Here is a 25,504-nt window from a genome sequence, read left to right as displayed (position 1 = left end):
GGCCCCTCATCCGTGCGCGGCGTTGACCACGCGGTCCTCCAGCCAGTCCCGCATGTCGCGCGCCATCTCCTCCGGCACCGGGCCGGCGGAACAGATGCGGTACCATCGCGCTGCCTCGGAATCATCGCGACCCAACCGTTCCAGCCATCGCGTCAGCGGTCCGTCCCCGAACGCGAACTGCCCCAATGGCGGGCAGTCGCGCGTAGCCGTCCACAGCCAGGCCAGCGCACCGAGAACGCTGCGGATTTCGCTGTCCTCTTCCACCCGGTCGCGGCCCGGATCACGCTCCGCATAGGCGCGATGCCAGTCCAGGAAATCATCTGGCGGCATGGGCCGGGCGATGCCGAACCCCTGCCCGTACTGGCAGCCGAGATGGCAGATCGCCTCGATCATGTCGGCATCTTCCAGCCCTTCCACCACCACTTGGCTGTGCAGATCGCGGCCCATTTCCCGCAGCGAGCGGATCACGCTGAAGACCTGCAAGGGCACGTCGCGGACATAGCGCAGCAGGCCCTGATCCACCTTGATGCAGTCGAAGGGCGCCGCGGAAAGCCGCAGCAGCGTGCTATGGCCGGCCCCGAGATCGTCGATGGCCATCTGCACGCCCCTGGAGCGGAAATCCCGCAGCGCCGCCTTCTGCTTGGCGGAATCGAGGCCCTGGGTCTCCAGCACTTCCAGCGTCAGCCGGCGGGGGGCGATATCGTGACGGTTCAGCATGTCGTCGACCATGGGCAACACATTGGTGTTCGACAGACAGGATGGCGGCAGATTGACCGACATTTCGGTCGACAGACCCTTGCCGTCCCACGACCGCAGCCATGACAGGCTCTGCTCGAGCCCGAACTGGAACAGCCGGTCCAGTTCATCATGCCCCAGCAATGCCAGAAAGGTCGCGGGCGGCAGGATGGTGCCGTCGGCATCCTGCAGCCGCGCCAGCGCCTCCACCTTCAGCAACTGCCCGGTGCGCAGGTCGATGACCGGCTGCATGAACATGCGCAGCCCCCCGGAGAACAGGCGCTCGCGCAGGCGGCCCGCACGCGCGTCGGACATGTCCTGCCCATCCCGCCACAGGCGTTCCCATTTTTCCTGCAATCCAACGATGAACTGCCGCATGTCGGCGGATTCGAACTGGTTGGGGCAGGCACCGAACAGGGTCAGCACCAGCGCCGTCGTCCCGTCCAGGCGCCGGATCGGCACGCTCATGGCCGAACGGATGCGCAGATTGGCCATCAGTGCATGCCACGGTGCCATGGCACCATCCAGTTCGACCGACGGACAACTCTGCCACGCACCCGTGCGCCAGGCCTGGGCACCGATAAAGCTGCCCCGGCGCGCACTGGAGGCAATCACGGGCCGCACCTCGCCACGCAGCAACGCCTCGTCCAGCGCCGTGGCACAGGGTCCGGCAATGGTCTGCGCGACCAGTTCCCCCGCCGCGTTGGGGCGCATCAGAAATGCCGACCGAATACCGGGCAGTTTCGCAAGCGCGGTCAGCGCGTCGTTACTGACCGCGCTCCACGCGCCGCCGGGCATCTCGTCGGAGAGGGCGGCGATATAGGCCTTGCGCACCTGCTGCGCGATCATGCGCCGCATCCTGCGATCATCCCGGTAGCGGGCTTCGACGATCTGCTGCACGCGATAGCGGTCGTCGCCGTCCATCCCGCCGGCTTCCATCTCCGCCAGCAGCAGGCGCAGATAGAAGCCCTGTTCGGCGACGATCACGGCCGCATCGACGCCGAACAGGGCATACATCGAACCCAGCCTCCGCGCCTCCCCGAGCAGATCCTCCCGAACGATCACCGGCGCGACCATGAATTCCAGATGCTTCACCTCGCGCTCGGTCAGGCGCTCATGCTGCTCGGCCGTCAGATTGGCGAGCACCGGCGCGCCGCCGCTTTTCTGCCACAGCGCCGGAATCACGCCCTGGCGAATGCGTTCGCCGATCCGCGCGACGGCCGCAACCACCCGACCCAGCAGGTCGGCGGCGACCGTCCCGTAGGGCGCGATCGGCAACAGGTCCGCGGCCGCTTCGTCGTCGAGAATCCGCGCCTCGTCGAGGGCACCCGCGAAATGCCAGTTGGCGTCGCGCGGCCCTTGGCCCTGCTTGGCCTGGTACATCGCGTTATCGGCCTGGCGCAGCAACGCCTCCGGCTTTTCACCGTCCTGCGGATAAAACGCCACCCCCATGGCAAGCCCCACCCGGGCGGTGGTCCCGTCTTCCAGGACGAACGGCTCCCCCACGACCGACGACAGACGGTCCAGTTCTACCGAGGCCTGCTCGTTTGCCGTATCCTTGTCGAGATTTTCCAGAACGACCACGAACTCGTCGCCTCCCAGCCGGGCAATATAGCCGTTCTCGCGCAGCGCCTCCCATAACCGCCGGCTCAATTCGACCAGCACCTTGTCCCCGGCCGCATGGCCATAGGTGTCGTTGACGGATTTGAAGCCGTCCAGATCCATCAGCCCCACTGCCACGGACATGCCGCGCGCCCGTGCCCGTTCCTGTGCCCTGGGCAGATATTCCTCCAGCGCCAGCCGGTTGGGCAGCGCGGTCAGCACGTCGCGCCGGGCCCGCCTCGCTTCCTCCTGCCGCAACTGTTCCAGATTGCGGCTGGTATCCAGCCGATCGAAGCTCCGGCCCAGCAATTCCGCCAGCCGCCGGCACAGCGTGATGCTCTTGTCCTCGAAGCCACTGGCCCGCAGCGTCGTGAGCGTCAGCACGGCCCAGATCTGCCCCCCCCGCAGCACGGGAACCGACAGCACGGCACGCCATCCGTAGCGCATCACCGTCCCATATCCCGGGATCCCGACAAGATCGGTCGCCATATCGTTGGTATGGACCAGACACGCGTCCCGCCAGGCCCGCACCGTCATCGGCAGGGGGCCGGAATCCTGATCGATCCGCCAGTTCAGCCGGGCGATCATATCCCCGCCCCGGCCCGCGTGCGCCCGCACCACCATCCGGCCGGACAGGTCGGGCTGCACCAGCCACACGGCATTGAACAGCGTGCCATCCACCAGCGTCTCGCACACGGCACGGCATTTTTCCGCCTCGTCCTCGGCGGCCAGCATGGCGGAGACGGCATTGATCAGCGCGCGGTACAAACGCTCCGTTTCATCGCGCCCGGTCACGTCCTCCATCGTCCACACCGAGTCCGCACCCGGCGGATCGTCCAGCGCCACGGCGGAAAGATCGGCAATCAGGTCATGCCCGTCCGGCCGGGGCAACGGCACACCGGAGAGCCTGGCCCGACCCGTCTCCCGCAATTGCGTCCGCGCCTGCTCCAGACGGGCTTCATCGCCGCCCACAATGCGTTCCGCAGGCGCGTGATGCAGGCCATCGGGCGCGCAACCCGCAAGGCCGGCAGCAAAGCTGTTCGCGGCATGGATGCGCGCATCGCGCAGCAGTACGATCCCCACCTGCGCCCGGTCGATCTGGGCGGCCTTCAGCCGCCGCTCGTCAAGCGTCTTCAGCCCACGCGACAGGCTGGTCGCCGCCTCCAGCAAGATCGTCGAGATCGCGGGATCGAATGCATCCGCCTGCCCGTCATAAACGCCGAACACGGCCCAGACCTCGCCACCGCGCCACAGCGGCAACACCGCGCACGATCGCACCCCCAGTTCCCGCATCCGCGGCCGCCAGGGCAGCAACGCGTCCTCCCGCGCCACATCGGCGCAAAAGACCGGCTGCCCCCCATGCCAGACACGCCCGACAAGACCGTACTGTCCCGCCAAGTCCGGCCGGGCAGAAAAAACAGGATCATGCAATTGCACGACCGGCCCACTTTCCGCGAGCAGATGAAACGCCCCCTGCGCATCCGGCCGTGCGATAAAGGCCGCCCGCAGCCGCGCATTCCGGGTCGCGGCCTCACACGCCGCACTCAATATGGCGGTTTCGTCCGATGCGGGATCGAACGCCATGCCGACACGCGCCAGGAAACTATTGAAGCCATTCAGACGATAAAGCTGCTGAAACCGCCTGCGATGGCGTGGGCCGCCGTCCTCACCGCTGCGCTCGGGTTCGCCTTCGGCCTGCGTCGCAAGGCGACGACGCGATGCAGGCAACAAAACGCGCGGCAGACGCATCAGATAGTCCAGCTCTCGAAATAGAAAATTACATTCCGCACAAGATTGACCGAAAACCCACGCCGCGCCAGCGTCATATTCATGAATTCAAACAATTGCTCAAATTCCGATCACGTTCTCACAGCCTGACCGAAAATGTAGGCTGGCAAGCGGGAGCAACCCCCGATGCCCGCAACTGGCCTTTACGGTCGGAGGCTATTCAAACACTCATCCTGCCGAGCGAGCGTGCCGGGAGGCAGCATGGCTGGCGGGTCTTGTCGAGCCTCCGGGCGGAGCAGCCCTGACGCCCGCAGCACAGGGCACGGAGAACACGCCGGCAGACGTGTAACCATGCAAACAGCGTCTCAGCCGCCCCGATGCCGCCCGCGCACCAGGCGGCTGGAACTGATCAGCGCCGCCCCATAGGCGCAGGCCGCCGCCAGTTCCAGGCAACGCAGCGTCGGATCATGGCGGACGAAGCCGAAGGTCAGGGCCACGAACATCGCCCCCATCGTCTGCCCCCACAGCCGGGCGACCGAGACCATGCCGCTGGCGCTGCCCGAGCGCCCACGCGGCGCCGCCACCATCATCGCGCGATTGTTCGGCGCCTGGAAAATTCCGAATCCCATCCCGGCGATGGCGATCCGCCAGGCGATGTCCAAATTCCCGGCATCCGCCGGCAGCAGGCAGAGCAGCACGAAGCCCGTCCCCGTCACGCACAGCCCGATCGACGAGAGAATGCCCGCCGGCACCCGGTCCGCCAGCCGCCCGACCAGCGGCGAGATCGCAACGATGCCCACCGGCCACGGCGTGATCAGCAGCCCGGTCGCCACCGCCGAGCGATGCAGCACCGTCTCCAGCGTAAAAGGCATGGAGATGATGAAGAAATTGGACGCCACGAACGCCAGCGAGCCGACGCTGAACGCAATCAGGAAATCCGGCACCGCCAGCAGGTCCAGCGGCAGCATGGGGTCCGAACGCCCCGTCTGCCGCCGCGCGAGTTGGAAGAACGCGGCGCCGCCGATCAGCAGCAGCCACACCGCCACCACCGGGCCGCTGCGATGCGCCAGACTGTCCAGCCCGACCACCAGACAGCCGATGGCCACCACGTTCAGGGCCGCGCTGGGCAGGTCGAATGACGACAGGCTGCGCGGCGTGGCGGGCAGATAAACCAGCGCCGCCACCATCGCCGCCCCGCCCAGCGGCAGGTTGATCAGGAAAATCCACGGCCAGTCCGCCACCGACAGCACCGCCGAGGCAATGGTCGGCCCAAGCGCCACGCCCGTCGCCACCACCACCCCGTTCAGCGCGATGCCCTTGCCGATCTCGGCATGGGGGTAGATGAAGCGCACCAGCGCGATATTCACGCTCATGATGCACGCGCCGCCGATGCCCTGAAGCGCGCGGGCCAGCGCAAGCTCCAGCAGCGTATGCGACATCGCGCAGAACACCGACGCCACCACGAACGTCGCCAGCCCGATCCGGCACAGCCGCGCGAAGCCCAGCCGCGACCCCAGCGAGGCCAGCGGCAGCAGCGTCGCCAAGCAGGCCATCTGATAGGCGTTGATCACCCAGATCGACGAAGACGGGCTGGCATGGATATCCTGCGCGATCGTCGGCAACGCGACGTTGGCGATGGCATAATCCAGCACCGACAGCAGGACCGACAGCGCCACGGCGAACATCGCCAGCGCCCGAGGCAGACCGTAAAGACCCTCGCCTTCGTGCAGGACTTTCCCCGTCATGGCCGCTCAGTCCGCCCGCAGGGCACGGGCGAACAGCGCCTGAACCCACGCCATGGCCTGAAGGAACAGCACCGGGTCGAACCGATGCCCCTCGTCACGCAGAAAGGCATGCTGGCCATTCACCTCGTACCATTCATGCCGAACCCCGGCCCCCTCCAGCGCCGCACGGATCGTCTGCCGCCCCGCGAAAGGCACATGCGGGTCCTGCCGCCCCCAGACCATCATCGCCTCGCCGACAATCTCGCCCAGCCGCAACAGGGTATCGTCGGCACGCCCCTCGCCCAGCGACGCGGAATGAATGTCGGTGGCATAGAAGCACGCCGCCGCCTGCACGGCGGGGTTCATCGCCGCCCGCAGGGCCAGATGCCCGCCCAGGCACACACCCATCGTCCCGATCCGCCCGGTGCAGGCCGGATGCGCCGCCAGCCACGCCACGGCCGCACGGGCATCATCGTCATAGGCCGCCAGGGGCTTGGCATATTTCAGCGCATTGCCGCGATCGGTCCCCGGCGTGTCATAGGCCAGCACGCATCCGGCCGGCTCGTATTCGTGATAGACTTCCGGCACCGCCACCACATGGCCCATCCCGGCGACCATCGCGGCCAGCCGGCGGATCGGCGCCGTCACCTGATAGATCTCGGAAAACAGCACCACGCCGGGAAAGCGCCCTTCCGCCGCCGGGCGCAGCACATGCAGCCGCATCGGGCCGGTCGCCGTCGCGATATCCTGTGTTTCGTCCCCGCGCAGTATCATCGCCGTCGCCCCGCCCTATCGTCCCAGATCCCGCAGCCGACGGCCCGCCATCAGCCGCGCCTCGATCTCCTCCAGCGACACGCCCCTGGTCTCGGGCACGTAGGCAAGGGTGATCAGGATGAACACGCCGTTCATGATGGCAAACAGCCAGAAGGTCCAGCTCTGCCCCAGCGCCGCCATCACGCTCAGGAAAATGTTGCTAACCAGCCAGTTCGCCGCCCAGTTGGTGAAGGTCGAGCACGCAATGCCGAAATCGCGGCCCCGCAGCGGCTGGATCTCCGAACACAGCGTCCACACCATCGGCCCCGCCCCGATGGCGAACCCGGCCACGAACAGCAGCAGCGCCACCACCATGCCGCCAAGGATCAGCGTCGACTCCCCGCCGATCGCGGCCAGTCCACCGGCCATCAGCATCGCGGCGGTCATGATCGCGCAGCTCAGCACCAGCAGCGGGCGCCGCCCCCAGCGGTCGATGAAGGCAATGGCCAGACCGGTCGCGGCCATGTTGACCAGCCCGATCAGCGCCGTGGCCCAGGTCGCGGCGGACACCCCGAAATGCGCGGCCTGGAAGATCTTCGGCGCGTAATACATCAGCACGTTGATGCCGGTGACCTGCTGCATCACCTGCAACGCCACCCCCAGCAGCACCGAGCGGCGGAAGTTCGGGTTGCTGCGGAAGAACGCCAGCCCGTTGCTCCCCTCCCGCTTCAGTTCCTGCGCAATGTCGCGGATTTCCGCATCGGCCTCCGCCGGGCTCACGCGCAGCAGCCGCATCACCTGGCTGGCCCGGCTCCGCTCGCCCCGCATCATCAGCCAGCGCGGACTGTCGGGCAGGAACAGGCAGGCAGCACAGAACAGCGCCGCCGGCCCCGCCATCAGCCCCAGCATCCAGCGCCAGTGCCCGCCATAGGCGAGCAGGCTGTCGGTGACATAGGCGAGAAAGATCCCGAGCGTGACCATGAGCTGGTAGAACGAGATCATCGCCCCACGCACCGATTCCTGCGAGATTTCCGAAATATAGAGCGGCGCCGCAAACGCCGCGATCCCGACGGCGAGCCCCAGCAGCACCCGGCCGACGATCAGCACCGCCACCGACGGCGCCAGCGCGCACAACCCGGAGCCCGCGACGAACAGCAGCGACGCCGCCAGCAGCGCCCGCCGCCGCCCCAGCCGGAACGAGATGCGCCCCGCCACCACCGAACCCAGCGCGGCGGCGGCCATCATCGACGAGACGATCCATTCCTGCGTCCGGGCGGCGGCATGGAATTCATCGCCGATAAAGCCCAGCGCCCCGGCGATCACGCCGGTATCCAGCCCGAACATCAGCCCGGCCATCGCCGCCAGAATGCCGACCACCACCGCCCGCGCAGCCGCATGCGACCCGCCCGCCGCCAGACCCGTCGCCGTCTCGCCCGCTGCCGGCTGCCCCACTGCCGGCTGGGGCACCTTCGTCTGATCCGCTGTCATGTCATGGTGTCCTTTCCCGGATTCGGCGCCCGGCGGGGCGTCCAGGCGGGTTGTCTCCCGCCCTGTCTGTCCTGTGTCGTTCCATGCAAACCCGATCCCGGCACCGCGAAGCAGGGAAATCGCTCCGTTATGGAACCAAATCCACACGCATGGCCAGACACCATGCCACGCCGCCCCGTGAAGAAAAAAAATGCCCGGACAGTGAACCGATCCACCTCTCCCGGATGTGAGAGCGAAACCATTGACATTCGTGCACCCGTTCCGCGCTGATGCACGTTCACATTCACTACAGACGCGGTCCAATGTCCCCAATTCTGGCAATTTCCCTGGCGACCGCGGCGATTGGTGCGGTCGTGCTCCTCATCGGGCGCTACAAGCTCAATCCCTTCATCGTACTGGTCTGCGTCTCTATTCTGCTGGCGATCTGCGCCGGCATGCCGCCCCAGAAGGCCGTCGCCTCGTTCGAGGAAGGCGCGGGCCATGTGCTCGGCCACATCGCGACCGTCATCGCGCTGGGCACCATGCTGGGCAAGATGCTGGCCGAATCCGGCGGAGCGGACCAGATCGCCCTCACCATCACCCGCCTGGCCGGTGAAAAGCGCATCAGCTGGGCCATGATGGTCATCGGCCTGCTGATCGGCCTGCCGGTGTTCTTCGAAGTCGGCTTCGTGCTGCTGATCCCGCTGGCCTTCACCCTGGCCAGGCGCACATCCACGCCCCTGCTGCTGGTGGCACTGCCGATGGCGGCGGCGCTCTCCGTCACCCATGCGATGGTCCCGCCGCATCCGGCCACCCTGCTGGCGCTGGCGGCATATCATGCCGATACCGGCCGCACGATCTTCTGGGGCGTGATCATCGGCACGCCGATCGCAGCCCTCGCCGGCCCGGTCTATGCCCGCTTCATCACGCCGCACATCCGTTTGGAAGGCGAGGCCGCCCTGGCCGAGCAGTTCGCCAGCAAGGACCGGCCAACCGACATGCCGCCCTTCCTCACCACGGTGCTGACCATCCTGGCGCCGGTGCTGCTGATGCTGCTGGGCTCGGCCGCCGACCTTGTCACGCCGCCCGGCAGCATGCCGAACACGGTCCTGCATTTCGTGGGCAATACCGACATCGCCCTGCTGCTGGCCACGGTCCTGTCCTTCTACGTGCTCGGCCTGGCGCGCGGCTTCTCGCGTGAGACGATCCTGCACTTCACCACCGAATGTCTCGGCCCCACGGCGCTGATCATGCTGCTGGTCGGCGCCGGCGGCGGCTTCGGGCGCGAGTTGATCGACAGCGGCGTGTCGAAGGCCATCACCGATGTCGCGGTGGGCGCGCATGTGCCGCTGCTGGTGCTGGCATGGCTGGTGGCGGTGGTGGTTCGCGTCGCGGCGGGCTCGGCCACCGTGGCCATGAGCACCGCATCGGGCATCGTCGGCCCGATCCTGCTGCACAGCCACGGCACGTCGCCCGAGCTGATGGTGCTGGCCACCGGCGCCGGCTCGGTCGCCCTGGGCCCGATGAACGATGCCGGCTTCTGGCAGATCAAGGAATATCTCGGCCTCACCGTCGGCCAGGCCATCAAGACCTGGTCGGTCGTCGAAACCCTGATCGCAGTACTGGGCCTGGTCTTCTGTCTGCTGGCCTCACTCTTCATCCACTGAGAGCCTGACCGCCCGAGCCAGGAACAGACGAGGCCCCTCGCAAGAAACAGCTTGCGTCATCCCCTGGGGATGACCTTACCACCGATTCCATGGCAAAAAATCACTCCATGGCGTCACCCTTTCCAGACGGAGCAGCCGCCGTCGCCCGCCGTTTCGGGGTGACGGTAAAAACCCTCCGTGTCTACGAGGACGCAGGACTGATCCGGCCGGTGCGGGACGGTCATGGTTGGCGGACTTACGGCCAGGCGGAGTGCGAACGGCTTCACCTCGTCCTGCTGCTGCGACGCTTCGGCCTTACGATTGCCCGCATTGCTGAAATGTTCGCCGCAGGGCAGCCAGATCTCGCAGCCATGCTGGACCTTCAGGCCGAAGCCCTGACGGAACAGCAGACCCGCATCCGTGAAACGCTGTCGCTGATCGGCCGCGCCCGCCGACATCTGAGCGAGCATGGCAGCATCGACCGCGAAACGCTGGCAGCCTTCGCGCGGGCCGAGCCGGCACGGCTGCGTTGGACGCCCGCACTCCGGGCGCTTGCGGCACGGTGCTTCACACCCGACCAGCAACGCCTGCTGGCAGGCGTCGCCCCGTCGATCGAGACGGAATGGGAAGCCGTCTATCAGGAACTGGCGCTCATCCTCGACGGACCACCCGACACGCCGCGCGCGCGCCTGCTGGGTGCAAAAGCAGCCACGCTGATCAACCGTATGACGGCCGGCGACCCCGCCATGCGCACCGCGCTTGCGCGCTTCTGGCATGACGGTTTTGCCGTCCCCGAAATCGCACGATCACTGCCGATGGATGAGAAGGGCTGGCAATTCCTCGGCCAGGCGATGGCAGCGCACGCACGAGCGGAGACCGCCCGATGAACCGCGTCCTGGCCACGCTCCGCGGCCTCTTCCACACTTTCGGCGGGCTGGCGCTCTACTGGACGGTCCTTCTTGCGTTCGGGGTCAAACCGGCCATCGCGGCAACCTTGCTGTTCATGGTGCTCGAAGGGGCATGGCGACTGCTGACGCATCGCCCCTTCCCGCCGCTCTGGCTGCTCGCCAACGGCACTGCCCTTGTTTTCGGATGCATCGACCTGTGGGCACGCACGCCCTTCATGCTCCGCTATGAGGGGGCGATCCTCAATCTCCTCACCGCTGCGATCTTCGCGGCCGGCGCATCGGGCCGCGAACCGCTCGTGATGACATTCGCCCGCCGAAGGCGTCCGGACATCCCCATCGAACGTCCGGAGATCGTACGCTTCTTTCGTGCCTTTACCTATGCGTGGTCGCTCTACTTCGTCGCACGGGCGGCGGCCTTCCTATGGATCATGGCGGCATTTCCCCTGATCCAGGCGGCTGCGATCCGAACGGTGGTCGCCTGGGTCAGCCTCGGCGCGATGCTGCTGGTCAGCATCAACGGGCGCCATGTGTTCGATCTGTGCCAGCGGTTCGGCTTCTTTCACCCCGCACGAGATTCCGCATCATGACGGCGACGCCGACCAACGCCCCCGCCGACCGTGTACCGCTGCCCCAGCAGGCATGGTATGTCGGCGCGGCCAGCTCGCGCCTCGCGGATGCACCGCTCGCGATCGTGATACACGGGCAGGCCATCGTTCTGTTCCGCGACAGCGCGGGACGCGCGCACGCCCTGCACGACCGCTGCCCGCATCGCGGCGTCGCCCTGTCGCTCGGTACGGTATCCGAGGGCCTGATCGCCTGCGCCTATCATGGCTGGCGGTTCGATGGCATGGGGCGCTGCCGGCACATCCCCTCCCTGCGCTCCGAGCAGCCGGTCAAGACGGCGCCAGCACGCACCTATCCCACAGCCGAGCGCGACGGCTATGTCTGGGTATGGACGGGTCAAGGCGCACCGACAGGACAACCGCTGCCGATCGAGGGGTTCGATCGTTATACGTGGCTGCAAGGCGCAACTGCGCTCGCCTGTGAAGCGATCATGCCGATCGAGAACAATCTCGACATCTGCCACGCGGCATTCACCCACCCGCACATGCACCCGCAATGGTTCCGCGCACAGGCCGCCGGTTTCCAGCCGACCCGGTACGAACTGGCGACCGATCCGGGAGGATTGACCGTAAGCGCGCCCGGCACGCTGCTGCGCTTCGACCTGCCCGACCGGGTGACAGTCGGAGGCAGCGAAGCCTTCAGGCTCATCCTCCACCATGTTCCCACCATGCCCGGCCGATGCCTCCAGCACTGGCTGTTGCAACGGGAGCCGACCCACGAGCCGGCAGCGCCGATATGGTCGGACAAGGAACCGGAAATCCTGGCGCAGGACCGCCGGGTCCTCGAATCGGCCCAGCGCGCCTACGCGCAGGAAGGAGACGCTTTCGAGCAAAGCGTGGAAGCGGACGCGACGACACTCGCCGCACGGCGCGCCGTGCGGCTTGCAGTGCAAGGACGCATCGCAGAGGCATTTCCCGGCAACAGGAGCCTATGCGTGCTGAGTTGAGCACCCCCGCCGAAAACCCCGCCGGCGTCATTGCCGCCCGCCACGCGCTCACCACCCAGCCACCCGCACGCATACTGACGGCTCTGTCGTCACCGGAAGCGACGGGCAGCCTTACAGGCCCGCATAGATTGCGGGCCGCCTTCCGTTCCAGAACCGCCCGCCCATCGCCCGTTCGAGTTGCGCCCCGAGTTGCAGCAGCAAGCCGTCATTCCCCTGCCGCGTCTGGAAATGCATACCCAGCGGCAGTCCCGATTGCTGCCAGGCCAGCGGCAGCGAGAGTCCCGGCGTGCCGGTCAGGCTGCCCAGCGGGGTGTAGGAGAAAATCTCCCACAATTCGTAAAACCAGTTCAGCACGTCGGGATTATCGCTCAGCGTCAGATATTTCCGCTCACCGAGCCGGGGCGTCGGCTTCGAGAAGGTCGGGGTGAGAATCACATCCCATTCTTCGTAAAACTGCCCCAGCCGGCGCGAAACGGTATTGAAGACATCCTGCATCTTCCACCGTTCGGTGTAAGACATGCCAATCCCTTTTTCCCATATCCTGATATTGATCGGTTCGATCAGATCCTCAGGCGGCGTGGACAGTCCCCTCTTGTCCAGCATACGCTGGATGAATTGCGCGAAATTGCCGATATAGCACGCGGTCTGCGCGCGAAATGCCTCCTCGAAATCAATGTCCGGGACCACCCACTCCACCACATGTCCCAGTTCCTGCAGAAACCGCGCAGTCTTTTCCAGTTCCGCGACGAAATGCGGATCGGCCGCATATCGCCCCCATTCATGGGACACAGCGATCCGCAGCGGCGTCGGGTCCCGGCCGATCAGCGTGGTGTATGACCCGTCACTTTTCCAGTACGGCATGAATTCTCCCGGCGCCCCACCCCGGCAGGAATCGACGAACAGCGCCGTATCGCGCACCGACCGGCTCACGCATCCCTGGGTGGAAACATAGCCGGTAATGTCCGATAGACCGGGCGCGATCGAAAACACGCCGCGCGAACATTTCAGCCCGACCAGCCCGTTCGCCCCCGCCGGAATCCGGATCGATCCGCCGCCATCCGTCGCATGAGCCATCGGCACGATACCGGCAGCGACCGAAGCCGACGCGCCGGCGGAAGAACCGAACGTCGTATAATCCGGGTTCCACGGGCTGCGCGTCACATAGATATTGGGATTCTCCGCCGATCCGCAGACACCGAATTCGGGCACGGTCGACCGGCCGATGATGTTCAGTCCCGCGTTACGCATCTTCGCCGTCAGGAAAGCATCCCGATCCGACCGGTTGCCACGGAGAAATTTCGATCCCTGTTCCTGCAGACGCCCCGCGACCGTCGCGCCCAGGTCCTTGATCAGAAACGGCACGCCACGGAATGGTCCGTCCAGCCGGGTTCCACCCGTTTCCGGCGCGGCCACGGCATCGTCGAACAGTTCGATGACCGAGCCGATCTGCGGATTCACCCACGCGCTCGCCTCAACCGCCATCTGCGCCAGTGCGGAAGGCGTCACAGCACCCTGGGCCACCAGTTCTGCCAGCCGGGTCGCGTCACAGGCGGACCATTCGTCCCGGCTCATTCCTGTTGTCGTCATTTTCCGTATCCGAAATTACGTGCGTTGTCCGCGGAATCGCCCCGATGCCCCCGCACCGGACCTAGAGCATTTCCACCGAAACCGGTTCGATGGAAATGCTCCAGTTTATTGTTTTGCCAGCATCTTCACCTGTTTGAACGCACGCATTCAAACAGGATCTGCTCTAGCCGGCACGGGGCCGCCATTCAGAGCTTTCCGGTCAGAAACTGAGCCTCGCCATAGCCGAACGACCAGTCATCATCGGTATTGGTCACGAAATTGACCATGACGTCGCTAGGTGCGGTCCCGCAGCGTTCCTGCAGCTTCTCGGTCAGCAACCTGTAGAAGGCCTGCTTTTCCTCACGCGTCCTCGGCCGCGTCGTCACGGAGACGATCATGACATCGCGCGTACGCGGAATATCCAGCCCCGTATCCTCGATGCGCGTCTGTTCGGCGGGATGCTGATACACCAGTTGATACCGGTCGCGCGCCGGAACCCTGAATGCTTCGAGCATCGCGTCATGCGCCGCATCGAGCAGTGTCGCGACCTGCTCGGCCGTTCGTCCTTCGATCAGGTCGAAACGCAATAAAGGCATCTTTTTCCTCCATATCGTCATGATGCACGCTCGGGGACCAACCAGCCCCCGGCCGTCCGGGACTATTGTCCGTGACTATTTCCGGCCTGCAGTCCGCATCGCCGCCTCTCCAGCCTGATAGCGGCGAATACCTTCCAGAACGCCTACGATCGCGAAATTCCACAGCAGGCCGACCATGCCGGCGTTGACCGCCGCCGGCTGCGGTCCAAACAGGGCCAGCCCCGCCGACACGCAATCTCCCACCACCAGCCCGGCTCCGATCGGGAACGCGCCCACTCCCTTCCGCAGGACGATTGCGATCATAGCTGGAATAATCTGTGAAATTCCCATATAGAACAGCGTGTTCAAAACCGTCATGACCGACGTCAGATGGTCCGCCGCCACGACCGAAAACAACAGATAGCCGCCGATCACGACCTGCGCCCCGCGCCGCTGCCCCCGATCGGACAGACCATGCAGCAGGTTGTGCGACACCAGCGGGCCGAGTGTCAGGCAGTTCCCGGCAAGGATCACCAGTCCAGACAGCCCGCATGCCGCAGCCACCAGACCGACGGCCCAGCCCGGCAAAAGGGTGGTCGCCGAGGTCATGAACACGTCATTTGCCACCGTCCCCGCCCCGCCACCATGACGGGCAAACATCGCCACGGCGTACAGAAACGGGAACATGAGCATGTAAAGCGGCATGACGATCTGGTTGCGACGAACGATCCGGTCCGAGCGCGCCGTGAACAGAAAGGCGATATTGGCCGGCGCGACGCAGAAACCCGCCGCCTGAAACAGGATCGTCGACATCACCAGCAGATTGCCCTCACCCGGCCGATGGACCGGAGATTCCGCTACGGTCTGCGTCGCCGCTCCGTCCATTCCCAGCGCCCGCAACGCCGCCATCCCGACAAGCAGCACGGCAACCACTACCAGCGTGTCCTTGATGAAAGAAACATAAGCAGGGGCACGAATGCCGGAGAGCAGGATCCAGACGAACGTCACCCCCGCCGCCCCCGCCATCGGGACAAATCCGCTCACCGGCCAGTGAAACGCCTTCAGCACACCCAGCAGGCCGACGAACTGCATTTCACCTAACGGCACCAGGCAGATGATCGCATTCAACGCGACCAGCTTCTCCAGCCCGCGACTATCGAAGTGAAAACGGAAGAGATCGACCCCCGTCATCGCGCCGACACGCCGTCCCGCCCGCCAGATCAGGGGATTGACGAAATAACCCAGCGGAAAGGCCAGCACGATATAACCGAGAAACCACAGGACGAACGGCGTGCCCTGCACATAGGTCGCCGCCGGAAAACCCAGGATACTGCCGATGCTGTACGTCTCGCCGACCGAGAGAAAGAACAGCAGAAAGCCGCCGAACTGCCCTGACGCGACGAAATAGTCCCGCGCCCCGCCTTCGCCATGCCCGCGCCTGGCATACAGCACGATGACGAATGCCAGCATAATGACGGCGAAGAAGACGATATTGGCACTCATTCCCTCGTCTCCGACGCCGCCATCCCGGCATCGTGTTCCTCTCCCGCCTCATCTGCGCGATCGAACAGAAGCCATGTCGCCAACATGCAGGCGGAGGTGATGACAAATGACAGAAACATCCAGAAGACCGGAAATGCCGCGCCCAATACGGTCCGGTCGACCCGCGTCGTGAACGGGATCGCCAGATCGATCACGCAGAACGGAATCCCGAGCCCGACAGCCAGCCGCACCACCTGCCGGCCACGCGCTCCGCCGCCTTCGGCCGACGGACTACGCTGCTCATCCATGGCTCCAGCCTCCCCATGCACCCGCAACGCTCAGTAGGTATAGCTCAGGCGCGCACCGTAGAAACGCGGCGGTCCAACGATGCCGAAATCCGCCGTCGTGAAATAATTCCGCGTCAGGTCATAGGTCCGGTTCAGCGCGTTCTGGATATACCCCGACACGCTCCAGCGCCCATGCTCCGGCCGGAAGGTCAGGCTCGTGTTCAGCAGGAAATACGGTTTGATATTGAACAGATTTCCCAGCAGCACCGCTCTCTGAAGGCTCCGGTAGGAATAGTCGGCCTGGGGCGTCAGAACATAACCGTGCAGAGGACCGGGCAGATGTATATCGTAGCTGATCGACCCGTTCAGCGACAGACGCGGAAAGCCCATGTCGTGATTCTTCATGTCGGCATAGATCGTCGTCCACGGCATGCCGGCCTGATGCGCCGCCTGCGTCGCCGTCAGGTCGGCAATCTGGAACCTGTTATACTGCCCCTGCTCGTAGCCGAAGGTCTGTGACAGGACCAGACCCTTGACGGGTTCGGCCTGCATCTCGCCCTCCACCCCCCATACGGTCGATCGCGGCGCATTCACGATCTTCGCAACCGGACCCAACACCGAATCGACGACGGCGCTCTGCACCTGCTGGTCGTGATAATCATATTTGAACAGCGTGCCGTTCAACCGCAGCCGGTGCTGGAAGAACTCGGTCTTCATGCCCACTTCGTAGGCCATCAACCATTCGGGCTTGAACCCGTCGATCTGCGACGGCGTCGTCAGATTGACTGCCGAGAACCCGCCCTCCTTCGCCCCCCGCCGGACATTGAAATAGGCCATGACATCGCGCGTCACGTCATATTCGATCCCCGCCTTGCCCGTCACCTGGTCCATGCCGACGAAACGGTCATAGCGGTTGGCGCGCGGCAGCGTGCTGCGCTGGGTGTAATAATCGTTCAGATACTTCCACGCATTCTCATGCCGCAGTCCAAAAATAATCCGAAGGTTATGAATCGGCCGATAGACCATCTGCGCGAATTCCGAGAGAGACTGGCTCCCTTGTCCATAGCGCGTCGTATTGATGAAATGATGCGTCGACATATAGTCGGTAATCATCTTGTCCTGAAGAGACGACTCATAGAAATACATCCCAGTGGACCATGTAATCGGTCCCTGCCGACGCGATGCCAGACGCAGCTCCTGCGAAAAAACGCTGACATTGCTGTCAAAGAAATTGTCTGCCTCGAAGGATGACGATGCATCCCAGTCATTCATCTCGCGCCGCGCCATCGCCTCGAAGGCACTGATCGCACTCAGACGCGCCCAGGAGAAATCCTTGGTCAGCGACAGGTCGATACCCCAGCTCTGGTTGTTGCGGAACGGCTTCTGGTCGGGCGATACGCCGATCATGTTAGCAAATTCCGGCGAAATTCCCCACCCCGTCGCGTAATGGTCGCGGTCTGCCGGAATGGTCGGTCCATTGCCCAACGCCGTCGCCAGCGGCTTGATCAGATATCCAGGCGTCGCATCAGACCGATCGATCGCCCAGTGGCCGTTGAGCGAAACCCTGGTCGTCTCGTCCACTTCCCAGTTCAGCTTGCCTCTCACGGCGCCCCGGTTGGCATTGCCGATATGCTCGCCCGTGTCGCGGTTGTGCAGATAACCGCCGCCATGGTTGGTCTCGGCCGAGAGCCGGAACGTCACCTTGCGCGAAATCGGTCCGGAAACATACAGGTCGGTCTTGCTACGCGCATAATTCGCAATGTCCTCCATCACTCCGGCCGTCCAGCGATGGGTCGGCTCGGCGGTAATGATATCGATATCGCCACCACTGGTATTGCGCCCCGACGCAACGCCGGTCGGCCCCCGTTCGATCTCGACCCCTGCCAGATCGAACATCACACCCTGCGTCATGATACCGAACGGATACGCCACGCCGTCCACGTAGGTCATGACATCGGGCATGTTGTTCGAACCATAATCAAAGAATCCGATTCCACGCAGATGGAACTGCGGCTGCCCGCCACCCATCGCCGGCTCGATCTGCAGATTCGGCACCAGCCGTTGCAGGTCGTTGATGGTGGTCACGCCGGCGCGCGCCAACACCTCCTTGCTCAGATACGAAACAGCCACACCGGAATGCTGCAGCCGCGCTCCGTTATTCTGCGCACCATGCACCAGGATCTGCTCCGGCGCCGCGGTCGCGGGAGCACCGGCCGATGCAACCGCATCGTCCGTCCGCGTCGGGCGCGCACTCCCTGCTGCCCTGGCCGCCGGTATCGCCGCATCCTTCTTGCCTGGATGCGCGTCGGTCTTGTGTACCGATACGGCCTGTGCGTCGGCGGCACGCGGCAATGCCAGGGCCGAGACGAAGATGCTGGAAAGCAGAAGCATCGACCTGCGGCATGTGCGCTTCACCATCGCTCGTCTCACCCTCTCTGATCGCGTTCTGAACCGTTCGGATCGGGCTCCCGGCACATCGCCGCCCCTTCCCGTCTCTCGCATTAGCAATGCCCCGCCCTGCCGGGCGCTGACACAAGAAAAGCGGGCGTCGGAACAGTATGATCGTGCATGCACGTCAATCGTCCGCCCGCGTCGATTTCTACCGGGGCATCGGCGCTGTCCGTGCCCTGCGATAACGTTACGAACCCGATTGTATCATGGATACCTACTTTTTGTGGGCAGCGTGCCACGCTATTCGTTGCACAACCAATCTGTTCAGGCGGCCGAACTGGACGCGGAAACGATAGGACAATACAAAAAATTCTCTTTGAAAATAAATCTCTATCCGGCCCAGTGCCCTGCCGCATCCATACTGGCCATGACATCGGCGATCCGGGAACTCACAACCCGCGCCGCGGCCGACAGCGGCTTGTGCGACGCTCTCAGCAGGTCCAGCGACGTGGGCACCTGCAGATCGGGGCCGAGCGGCACCGCACACAACTGGCCGCGCTCGATATAGGTCCGGCAGGAAAAGGCGGGCAGAAACAGAATGGCCCGTCCCCGCATCGCCAGTTCGATCTGCAATTCAAACGACCCTGTGACAAACACCGGATCAAGCGACATGGCGCTCGATTTCACCGCCCGGTCGAACGCACGCCGCACGAAATAGGCACTGTCAGGCATCGACAGCGGATGATCCTGCAAGTCGCGCAGCGAGATCGTGTCGTTTCCGGCCAACGGATGCGCCGGCGCCATGATGGCCGAATGAACCACCGGCATGCGTGCGCACAGCGTCAGTTCCGACAGGTCCGGCGCGAAGATCGTCAGCCCCAGATCGGCCCTTCCCGCCACCAGCGCCTCTCCTACCAGCGGTGCCGTCGCGACTTCGACCATAAAGCGCAAACCCGGATATTCATCGTTCAGCGCAGTCAGGGCAGGTACCAGCACACTGGTCAAAGTACTCGACGAAACACGTATATTCACGATTCCGCTGCGCAATCCCTTCAGGTCGTCCACCCGCTGGCGGGTCACATCCAGTTCGCGCGAAACCCGCTCGGCCGTCTCCATCACGACCTCGCCCGCCGCCGTCAGCCGGATTCCACGCTGGTCACGCTCGAACAGCTTCATACGGAAGAAATATTCCAGATGCTCGATCTGCCGCGTCAACGCGGTCGCCGTCACGCCGATCTTCTGGGCCGCTCCGCGCAACGAGCCAGTTTCCGCAATGACGCGCAGATAATCGAACGCTCTTACATGCATGCCAACACTCCGCATCAGTGGATCGAAAACCGTGGCGCAGTGTCATCATAATCATTATGGATTCGCAATGTCATGTTCAGGCAAAACGGTCTTCTCGTCATCAGGAGACCTCCGATGCCCATTGTCCTGCACGAAAGCCCGGCCCCCCTGACCTCCCTGCCCTTCGATCTCGAAGCCGCGGTGCAGGGCATTTCGGAATGGGCCGCCTGCGAAAGCCCGACATGGGATGCCTGCGCCGTCGACCGGATGCTCGATCTGGCATCACGCGACCTCGCCATCGCAGGAGGCAGGATCGAGCGCCTGCCCGGTCGTATGGGGCTCGGGGGCTGCGTCCGCGCCCGTTTCGGCAATGCGGAGGACACACCCGGCATCCTCATTCTCGCCCATCTCGACACCGTTCATCCACTGGGCACGCGCGACCGTCTGCCGATCCGCGTTGAAGGCGGCAAACTGTTCGGTCCCGGCGTCTGTGACATGAAGGGCGGAACCTGGCTCGCAGTCGAAGTCCTGCGCGTGATCCATGCCGCCGGACTGCGGACAGCACTGCCCGTCACCGTCCTGCTGACGCCGGACGAGGAAATCGGCACCCCCAGCACCCAGGACATCATTGAGGCCGAAGCCCGACGCCACCGAATCGTCCTCGTGCCCGAGCCCGGTACACCAGGCGACACCCCTTTCGGCAATCTCGCCAGTGGACGCTATCCGGTTTCGCGCTTCGCCATCCGCACGACCGGCCGCCCCAGCCACGCCGGAGCCCATCTCTCCGCAGGGCGCAGCGCGATCCGCGAAATGTGCCATCAGGTCCTGCGGATCGAAGACCTGTCCTCGGAAAGCTGCACCTATTCCGTCGGTGTCATCCAGGGCGGCGAATGGGCAAACTGCGTCGCCACCACCTGCGACGCCCGGATATTGATGAGCGGCGCCCGGACGGAAGAAGAGCGTCAGGCCGGCATCGCGCGCCTCCTGGCGCTCCAGCCGTCCTCGCCGGACGTGGCGCTCACCATCACGCCCACCGTCATGCGTCCCCTCTGGACGCCGGGAGACGGATGCCGCCAATTGGTCACGCACGCGCAGGCAATCTGCGACACGCTCGGCCTCGCAACCGCCGCCGAAAGCGGCTTCGGCGGATCGGACGGCAATTTCACGGGCGCAATGGGCATTCCCACGCTCGACGGGCTGGGTGTCCTCGGCGGCGGCATCCACACGCTCGACGAGCATCTCCAGGTCGACAGCCTGCTGCCACGCGCCAGGCTTCTCGCCGGCCTGCTCCTGCAACTGACCGTGCAACCGGACGCCGCGCAATCCTGACCGCCAGACCGACCGACGGAAGAACCTCACGATGAACGACCGCGCAAACACATTCGACTGCCAGCAGACAATCGCCAACGGCACCTACTGGATGCCCTTCACCGCGAACAGGCGCGTCCGCGCGAATCCCGCCGGACGCATCATCACATCCGCCGCCGGGCCATATTACCATACGCAGGATGGCCACGCCCTGTTCGACACGCTGTCGGGCCTGTGGTGCACGCCGCTGGGCCACGCGCACCCCGGAATCGTCGAAGCCCTGAAGCAGCAGGCCGAAACGCTCGATTATTGCACGGCTTTCCAGATGACCAACCCGGTCACGGTGCGGCTCGCCGAACGCATTGCCAACCTTGCCCCCGACGGGCTCAATCACGTCTTCTTCGCCAATTCAGGCTCGGAATCGGTCGATACCGCGCTCAAGATCGCACTGGGCTACCACCGCCTGCGCGACGCAGGCGGCCGTTTCCGCATGATCGGGCGCGAACGCGGCTATCATGGCGTAGGGTTCGGCGGCATGTCGGTCGGGGGCATCGTACCCAACCGCAGGATGTTCGCCACTGCGATGCTGAACGGCGTCGACCATCTGCGCCACACCCACGATCCGGCGCACATGGCCTTCTCGAAGGGCCAGCCGACATGGGGCATGGAACGCGCCGAGGACCTCGAACGCCTGGTCGCCCTGCACGACGCCTCGACCATCGCCGCCGTGATCGTCGAACCCGTCCAGGGCTCGACCGGGGTGCTGGTTCCTCCGGTGGGCTATCTGGAACGCCTGCGGCAGATCTGCACCCGTCACGGCATCCTGTTGATCTTCGACGAAGTCATCACCGGCTTCGGACGACTGGGGGAGAATTTCGCCGCCCAGCGCTTCAACGTCAAACCGGACATGATCACCTTCGCCAAGGCGGTAACCAACGGCGTGGTCCCGATGGGCGGCGTCATCGTCACCGATGCGATCTACGAAACCTTCATGACCGGCCCGGAAAACGCCATCGAGTTCGCTCACGGCTATACCTATTCCGGCCATCCGCTGGCGGCGGCGGTCGGCCACGCGGTGCTGGACGCGATGGAGCAGGATTCCCTCATCGCCAGGGTCCGCAGCCTGGAGCCGGTGCTGGAAGACGCCATCCACACGCTCGACGGCCGGCCGGGCGTCGCCGACATACGCAATATCGGCCTGACGGCGGCAATCGACCTCGTACCTGCACCCGACGCACCCGGCGCCCGCGGCACGGCCCTCTTCGAACAGGGCCTGAAACACGGACTTCTGCTGCGCTGCACCGGCGACACGGTATCGTTCGGACCGCCCTTCATCTCCACACCGCAGCAATTGCGCGACATGGTCGGCACCGTCAGGCAGATTATCGACGACCTGGCCTGACCCGCGCCCACACGTCACCCCAGGCACCCACGCAGGGGGTGGGTGCCTGCGGAGTCAGGAGCCCCCTTCGGCATACGGGTTGCGCGTGCCGCGCAGCAGCAGCCGGATCGGCGTGCCGGGCAGGTCGAATTCCTCGCGCAGGCCGTTCACCAGATAGCGCTGGTAATCCTCGGGCAGCAGTTCGGCGCGGGTGCCGAACAGGATAAAGGTCGGCGGCCGGGCCTTGGCCTGCGTCATATAGCGCAGCTTCAGCCGGCGCCCGCTCACCAGCGGCGGGCTATGCCGCTCCAGCATCATCTCGAACCAGCGGTTCAGCGCGCCGGTAGGAATACGCTTGTTCCACACCTCATGCGCCCGCCGCACCACCGGCAGCAACTTGTGCACGTTGGCCCCCGTCAGCGCCGAGAACGACACCACCGGAATCCCGCGCATCTGCGCCAGCGAGGTCTCGATCCGGTCGGAGATTGCCTGCCGGGTGGCAATCCGGTCTTCCACCGCATCCCACTTGTTCAGCGCGAGCACGCAGCAGCGCCCCTCGCGCTCGATCAGGCGCGCGATCTGGAGGTCCTGCTCATGCACCCCCAGCGTGGCATCCAGCGCCAGCACCACCACTTCGGCCATCTTCAGCGCCTCGATGGTGGCGGAGGTGGACATCTTCTCCAGCCCGTCCTCCACCCGCGCCCGGCGCCGCAGCCCGGCGGTGTCGACAAGCTGGATCGGCCCCTGCTCGTCATGCAGCAGCACGGTGACGGAATCACGGGTCAGCCCCGGCTCCGGCCCGGTGATCATCCGTTCCTCACCCAGCAGGCGGTTCAGCAGGGTCGATTTGCCGGCATTGGGCCGGCCGACGATCGCCAGGCGCAGCGGGCCGGGCGGCCGCTCGTCCAGTTCCTCGCCATCCTCGCCATAGGCCACGGGCTCCACCGGCTCCGGCGGCGCCTCGGGCGGCATGCGGTCCGCGATCTCGCCCATCAGTTCCGATAGGCCCTCGCCATGCTCGGCGGAAATCGCCAGCGGCGTTCCCAGCCCCAGCGCGAACGCCTCCATCGCGGCGGCCGCACCCTGGCGCCCCTCGGCCTTGTTCGCCACCAGCAACACAGGCCGCCCCTGGCGGCGGATCCACGCGGCGAAATGCTCGTCGGCCGGCGTAATGCCCGCTCGCGCATCGATGCAGAACACCACCAGATCCGCCTGCGCCACCGCCGATTCCGACGACGCACGCATCCGCCCATACAACGTATCGGGCGCGGCCTCCTCCAGCCCGGCGGTATCGATCAGCCGCACACGCCGCCCGCGCACGGTGGCCTCGGCTTCCTTGCGGTCGCGGGTCACGCCCGGCGTATCGGCAACAAGCGCCTGCCGCCGCCCCACGAGGCGGTTGAACAGGGTGGACTTGCCGACATTCGGACGCCCGGCGATCACGACGATCGGCAGGTCATCCCCGGTCGGAACGGAAGGAAGCTTGGCCAAGATATGAAACTGTCCCTGGAGCAACGATGCGTTCGCCCATGCTGGCGCATCCCGCTCTCTCTTTACATCGTTTCAGAGCCCGATTCACGCCTCGGGTCGCAGCGACCCAGGGCGATCAGGCTCCGTTGCAGCGTCGGCCACAGCGTCAGCTATAGGCGTTCAGCTTGCCGTCATCGGTCACGATCAGCAGCCGGCCATCCACCACGATCGGTGCCACCGTGGCAACCCCCGGCAGCTTGCCGATCGTCAGCAGCGCCCCGGTCGCGGGGTCGACCGTCGCATAACCGGTCTCCGGTATGGTGCTGATGCACACCAGCTTGCCCCCGGCCATGATCGGCCCGGTCCAGGTCACGCCATCCTTCTGCGCCTCGACCCGGCGATAGCGCCGCAACTGGGTGATCCAGCGCACATGGCCGTTCACCCGGTCGAGACAGGCAAGCTGCTGGTCCAGCGAGATGACATAGACCCAGTTATCGATCACCAGCATCGTGTCCTGCCCGGCCACGGTGCGTTCCCACAGCCGGCGGCCCGACCGCAGATCGACCGCCACCATCACCGAACCGGCACTGATGGCATAGACCGTATTGTCCACAATCACCGGCATCCCGCGCACGCAGGAGAAATCGACCGTCGATTCCTGGCCGTTGGTGCTGCCCAGCGTGTCGCTCCACACCACCTCGCCACTGGCCACCCGCAGCGCGACCAGATCGCCGGAGCCGAACCCGGCCACCACCACATCCCCCACCACGGCGGGGGCCGGCTGGCCGAAGATCACGGTCACGGCCTCGGTGGCGGTGTAGCTCCACAGCACCTTCCCCGTCGCCGCGTCGAGCGCCATCAGGCGCTCGTCGATCGTACCGAAGAACAGCCGGCCATCCACCACCGTCGGCGCCGAGCGGCCCGGTGCATCGATATCGACCCGCCATTTCACCTTGCCGGTCGCGGCCTCGACTGCCAGCACCTGCCCCACGCCGTCGACGATATAGAGCGTGTCGCCGGCAATGCTGATCCCGCCGCCGAGATTGCTGGAGCGCATCTTCTTCGGCTTCGGCTTGAACTGCCAGATCTGGCGCATGCGCGGCCATTCATAGGCCCGGATCACCCCCTGCGCGTCACCGACGAAGATCCGCCCGCCCGAGACGATCGGCGTCGCCTGCAACACCCCACGTCCGCTATCGCCCAGCGCTGCGTACGAGAGCAGTTCGGGTTCCGACACCCCGGCCCCGATGCCGTGCGACCACTCGCGCCGCATCTGGCCGCCCCAGGCCATGTTGACCCCTTCGTGGGAGGCCACGCGCCCCGGCTGCAACCATTCGCTGATCGTGGTCTGGGCAGGCAGCGCGATCGGCGTCTTGTCCTCAGGGTCGACCATCAGGCCGGCACCCGTCGTCAGAACGTCGACGCGCTTGCCTGCCATCAGCGGCTTTTCGTCATCATCGAACAGGCTGCATCCGGCCAGGACCGGCACCATCGCGCCACCAAGAAGCGCATGCCGGCGGGTCAGAACTTTGTTCATGTAAATCCTGCGCTACGAAAGGAAAATGGGGCCATTTCGGTCTCGGTACGCCCAACGGCATGAAAACACCGTCCGCGCGACACCGCC

The 25,504-nt window shown here is 65.2% G+C and carries 18 protein-coding genes; 6 read left to right on the top strand and 12 right to left on the bottom strand.

Annotated features, from left to right (window positions below; genetic code table 11):
* Positions 1–6: 6 nt before the first annotated feature.
* The 4 genes from C7453_RS19685 to C7453_RS15210 form a co-directional block, all read right to left on the bottom strand.
* On the bottom strand, positions 7–4,086 hold the full coding sequence (locus C7453_RS19685; RefSeq protein WP_114728519.1) for an EAL domain-containing protein: 4,080 nt from the start codon (positions 4,084–4,086) through the stop codon (positions 7–9).
* Positions 4,087–4,430: 344 nt separating this feature from the next.
* Complete coding sequence (locus C7453_RS15220) at positions 4,431–5,810, bottom strand: MFS transporter (protein ID WP_114728517.1); 1,380 nt, start codon at positions 5,808–5,810, stop codon at positions 4,431–4,433.
* Between the two features lie 6 nt (positions 5,811–5,816).
* Entirely contained in the window at positions 5,817–6,563 is a 747-nt protein-coding gene (locus C7453_RS15215) for a dienelactone hydrolase family protein (protein ID WP_114728515.1), read from the bottom strand.
* Positions 6,564–6,578: 15 nt separating this feature from the next.
* Positions 6,579–8,030 (bottom strand): sugar porter family MFS transporter, encoded by a 1,452-nt coding sequence (locus C7453_RS15210; protein ID WP_114728513.1) that lies wholly within the window; start codon positions 8,028–8,030, stop codon positions 6,579–6,581.
* 302 nt (positions 8,031–8,332) lie between these two features.
* Between C7453_RS15210 and C7453_RS15205 the strand changes: the two genes are divergently transcribed.
* The 4 genes from C7453_RS15205 to C7453_RS15190 all read left to right on the top strand — a co-directional run bounded on the left by C7453_RS15205 (position 8,333) and on the right by C7453_RS15190 (position 12,133).
* Positions 8,333–9,676, top strand: coding sequence for a GntT/GntP/DsdX family permease (locus C7453_RS15205; protein WP_114728511.1), 1,344 nt, complete (start codon positions 8,333–8,335; stop codon positions 9,674–9,676).
* A 107-nt stretch (positions 9,677–9,783) separates the two neighbouring features.
* A complete protein-coding gene (locus C7453_RS15200) occupies positions 9,784–10,542 on the top strand; it encodes a MerR family transcriptional regulator (RefSeq protein ID WP_170143248.1) in 759 nt (252 codons plus the stop codon).
* A complete protein-coding gene (locus C7453_RS15195; RefSeq protein WP_114728507.1) occupies positions 10,539–11,150 on the top strand; it encodes a DUF3159 domain-containing protein in 612 nt (203 codons plus the stop codon). Before C7453_RS15200 ends, C7453_RS15195 begins: the two co-directional genes overlap by 4 nt.
* A complete protein-coding gene (locus C7453_RS15190; protein WP_114728505.1) occupies positions 11,147–12,133 on the top strand; it encodes an aromatic ring-hydroxylating oxygenase subunit alpha in 987 nt (328 codons plus the stop codon). Before C7453_RS15195 ends, C7453_RS15190 begins: the two co-directional genes overlap by 4 nt.
* Before the next feature lie 111 nt (positions 12,134–12,244).
* On the opposite strand, the gene C7453_RS15185 is transcribed toward C7453_RS15190, so the two are convergent.
* The 6 genes from C7453_RS15185 to C7453_RS15160 form a co-directional block, all read right to left on the bottom strand.
* Entirely contained in the window at positions 12,245–13,720 is a 1,476-nt protein-coding gene (locus tag C7453_RS15185) for an amidase (RefSeq protein ID WP_114728503.1), read from the bottom strand.
* A gap of 185 nt (positions 13,721–13,905) precedes the next feature.
* Positions 13,906–14,295, bottom strand: a complete 390-nt coding sequence (locus tag C7453_RS15180) for a tautomerase family protein (RefSeq protein WP_114728501.1) — start codon at positions 14,293–14,295, stop codon at positions 13,906–13,908.
* Between the two features lie 75 nt (positions 14,296–14,370).
* Positions 14,371–15,777: a sodium:solute symporter family protein gene (locus C7453_RS15175; RefSeq protein ID WP_245949073.1), complete on the bottom strand. Its 1,407-nt coding sequence runs from the start codon at positions 15,775–15,777 to the stop codon at positions 14,371–14,373.
* The gene (locus tag C7453_RS15170) at positions 15,774–16,064 is read right to left on the bottom strand and encodes a DUF3311 domain-containing protein (protein ID WP_211311082.1); all 291 of its coding nucleotides are present in this window, start codon (positions 16,062–16,064) and stop codon (positions 15,774–15,776) included. The genes C7453_RS15175 and C7453_RS15170 overlap by 4 nt, the downstream gene beginning before the upstream one ends.
* Positions 16,065–16,094: 30 nt before the next feature.
* Positions 16,095–18,461: a TonB-dependent receptor gene (locus C7453_RS15165; protein ID WP_174787974.1), complete on the bottom strand. Its 2,367-nt coding sequence runs from the start codon at positions 18,459–18,461 to the stop codon at positions 16,095–16,097.
* 363 nt (positions 18,462–18,824) lie between these two features.
* Positions 18,825–19,742: a LysR family transcriptional regulator gene (locus tag C7453_RS15160; RefSeq protein ID WP_170143247.1), complete on the bottom strand. Its 918-nt coding sequence runs from the start codon at positions 19,740–19,742 to the stop codon at positions 18,825–18,827.
* 114 nt (positions 19,743–19,856) lie between these two features.
* Between C7453_RS15160 and C7453_RS15155 the strand changes: the two genes are divergently transcribed.
* Both C7453_RS15155 and C7453_RS15150 read left to right on the top strand, forming a co-directional pair.
* Positions 19,857–21,050, top strand: a complete 1,194-nt coding sequence (locus tag C7453_RS15155; RefSeq protein WP_114728497.1) for a M20/M25/M40 family metallo-hydrolase — start codon at positions 19,857–19,859, stop codon at positions 21,048–21,050.
* A gap of 31 nt (positions 21,051–21,081) precedes the next feature.
* On the top strand, positions 21,082–22,431 hold the full coding sequence (locus C7453_RS15150; RefSeq protein ID WP_114728495.1) for an aspartate aminotransferase family protein: 1,350 nt from the start codon (positions 21,082–21,084) through the stop codon (positions 22,429–22,431).
* A gap of 54 nt (positions 22,432–22,485) precedes the next feature.
* On the opposite strand, the gene der is transcribed toward C7453_RS15150, so the two are convergent.
* On the bottom strand, positions 22,486–23,901 hold the full coding sequence (gene der, locus C7453_RS15145; protein WP_114728654.1) for a ribosome biogenesis GTPase Der: 1,416 nt from the start codon (positions 23,899–23,901) through the stop codon (positions 22,486–22,488).
* Between the two features lie 145 nt (positions 23,902–24,046).
* The gene (locus C7453_RS15140; RefSeq protein WP_114728493.1) at positions 24,047–25,417 is read right to left on the bottom strand and encodes a PQQ-binding-like beta-propeller repeat protein; all 1,371 of its coding nucleotides are present in this window, start codon (positions 25,415–25,417) and stop codon (positions 24,047–24,049) included.
* Positions 25,418–25,504 lie beyond the last annotated feature (87 nt).

Origin of the sequence: Gluconacetobacter liquefaciens (genome assembly GCF_003350405.1) — a bacterium.
Classification (GTDB): Bacteria; Pseudomonadota; Alphaproteobacteria; order Acetobacterales; family Acetobacteraceae; genus Gluconacetobacter; species Gluconacetobacter liquefaciens.
The sequence above is the reverse complement of the archived record's forward strand: the minus strand, read 5'-3'. Positions and strand labels throughout refer to the sequence as shown.

Coding starts and splice junctions, on each gene's coding strand:
- C7453_RS19685 (WP_114728519.1), bottom strand. CDS start 4,086: ATGCGTCTGCCGCGCGTTTTGTTGCCTGCATCGCGTCGTCGCCTTGCG.
- C7453_RS15220 (WP_114728517.1), bottom strand. CDS start 5,810: ATGACGGGGAAAGTCCTGCACGAAGGCGAGGGTCTTTACGGTCTGCCT.
- C7453_RS15215 (WP_114728515.1), bottom strand. CDS start 6,563: ATGATACTGCGCGGGGACGAAACACAGGATATCGCGACGGCGACCGGC.
- C7453_RS15210 (WP_114728513.1), bottom strand. CDS start 8,030: ATGACAGCGGATCAGACGAAGGTGCCCCAGCCGGCAGTGGGGCAGCCG.
- C7453_RS15205 (WP_114728511.1), top strand. CDS start 8,333: ATGTCCCCAATTCTGGCAATTTCCCTGGCGACCGCGGCGATTGGTGCG.
- C7453_RS15200 (WP_170143248.1), top strand. CDS start 9,784: ATGGCGTCACCCTTTCCAGACGGAGCAGCCGCCGTCGCCCGCCGTTTC.
- C7453_RS15195 (WP_114728507.1), top strand. CDS start 10,539: ATGAACCGCGTCCTGGCCACGCTCCGCGGCCTCTTCCACACTTTCGGC.
- C7453_RS15190 (WP_114728505.1), top strand. CDS start 11,147: ATGACGGCGACGCCGACCAACGCCCCCGCCGACCGTGTACCGCTGCCC.
- C7453_RS15185 (WP_114728503.1), bottom strand. CDS start 13,720: ATGACGACAACAGGAATGAGCCGGGACGAATGGTCCGCCTGTGACGCG.
- C7453_RS15180 (WP_114728501.1), bottom strand. CDS start 14,295: ATGCCTTTATTGCGTTTCGACCTGATCGAAGGACGAACGGCCGAGCAG.
- C7453_RS15175 (WP_245949073.1), bottom strand. CDS start 15,777: ATGAGTGCCAATATCGTCTTCTTCGCCGTCATTATGCTGGCATTCGTC.
- C7453_RS15170 (WP_211311082.1), bottom strand. CDS start 16,064: ATGGATGAGCAGCGTAGTCCGTCGGCCGAAGGCGGCGGAGCGCGTGGC.
- C7453_RS15165 (WP_174787974.1), bottom strand. CDS start 18,461: ATGGTGAAGCGCACATGCCGCAGGTCGATGCTTCTGCTTTCCAGCATC.
- C7453_RS15160 (WP_170143247.1), bottom strand. CDS start 19,742: ATGCATGTAAGAGCGTTCGATTATCTGCGCGTCATTGCGGAAACTGGC.
- C7453_RS15155 (WP_114728497.1), top strand. CDS start 19,857: ATGCCCATTGTCCTGCACGAAAGCCCGGCCCCCCTGACCTCCCTGCCC.
- C7453_RS15150 (WP_114728495.1), top strand. CDS start 21,082: ATGAACGACCGCGCAAACACATTCGACTGCCAGCAGACAATCGCCAAC.
- C7453_RS15140 (WP_114728493.1), bottom strand. CDS start 25,417: ATGAACAAAGTTCTGACCCGCCGGCATGCGCTTCTTGGTGGCGCGATG.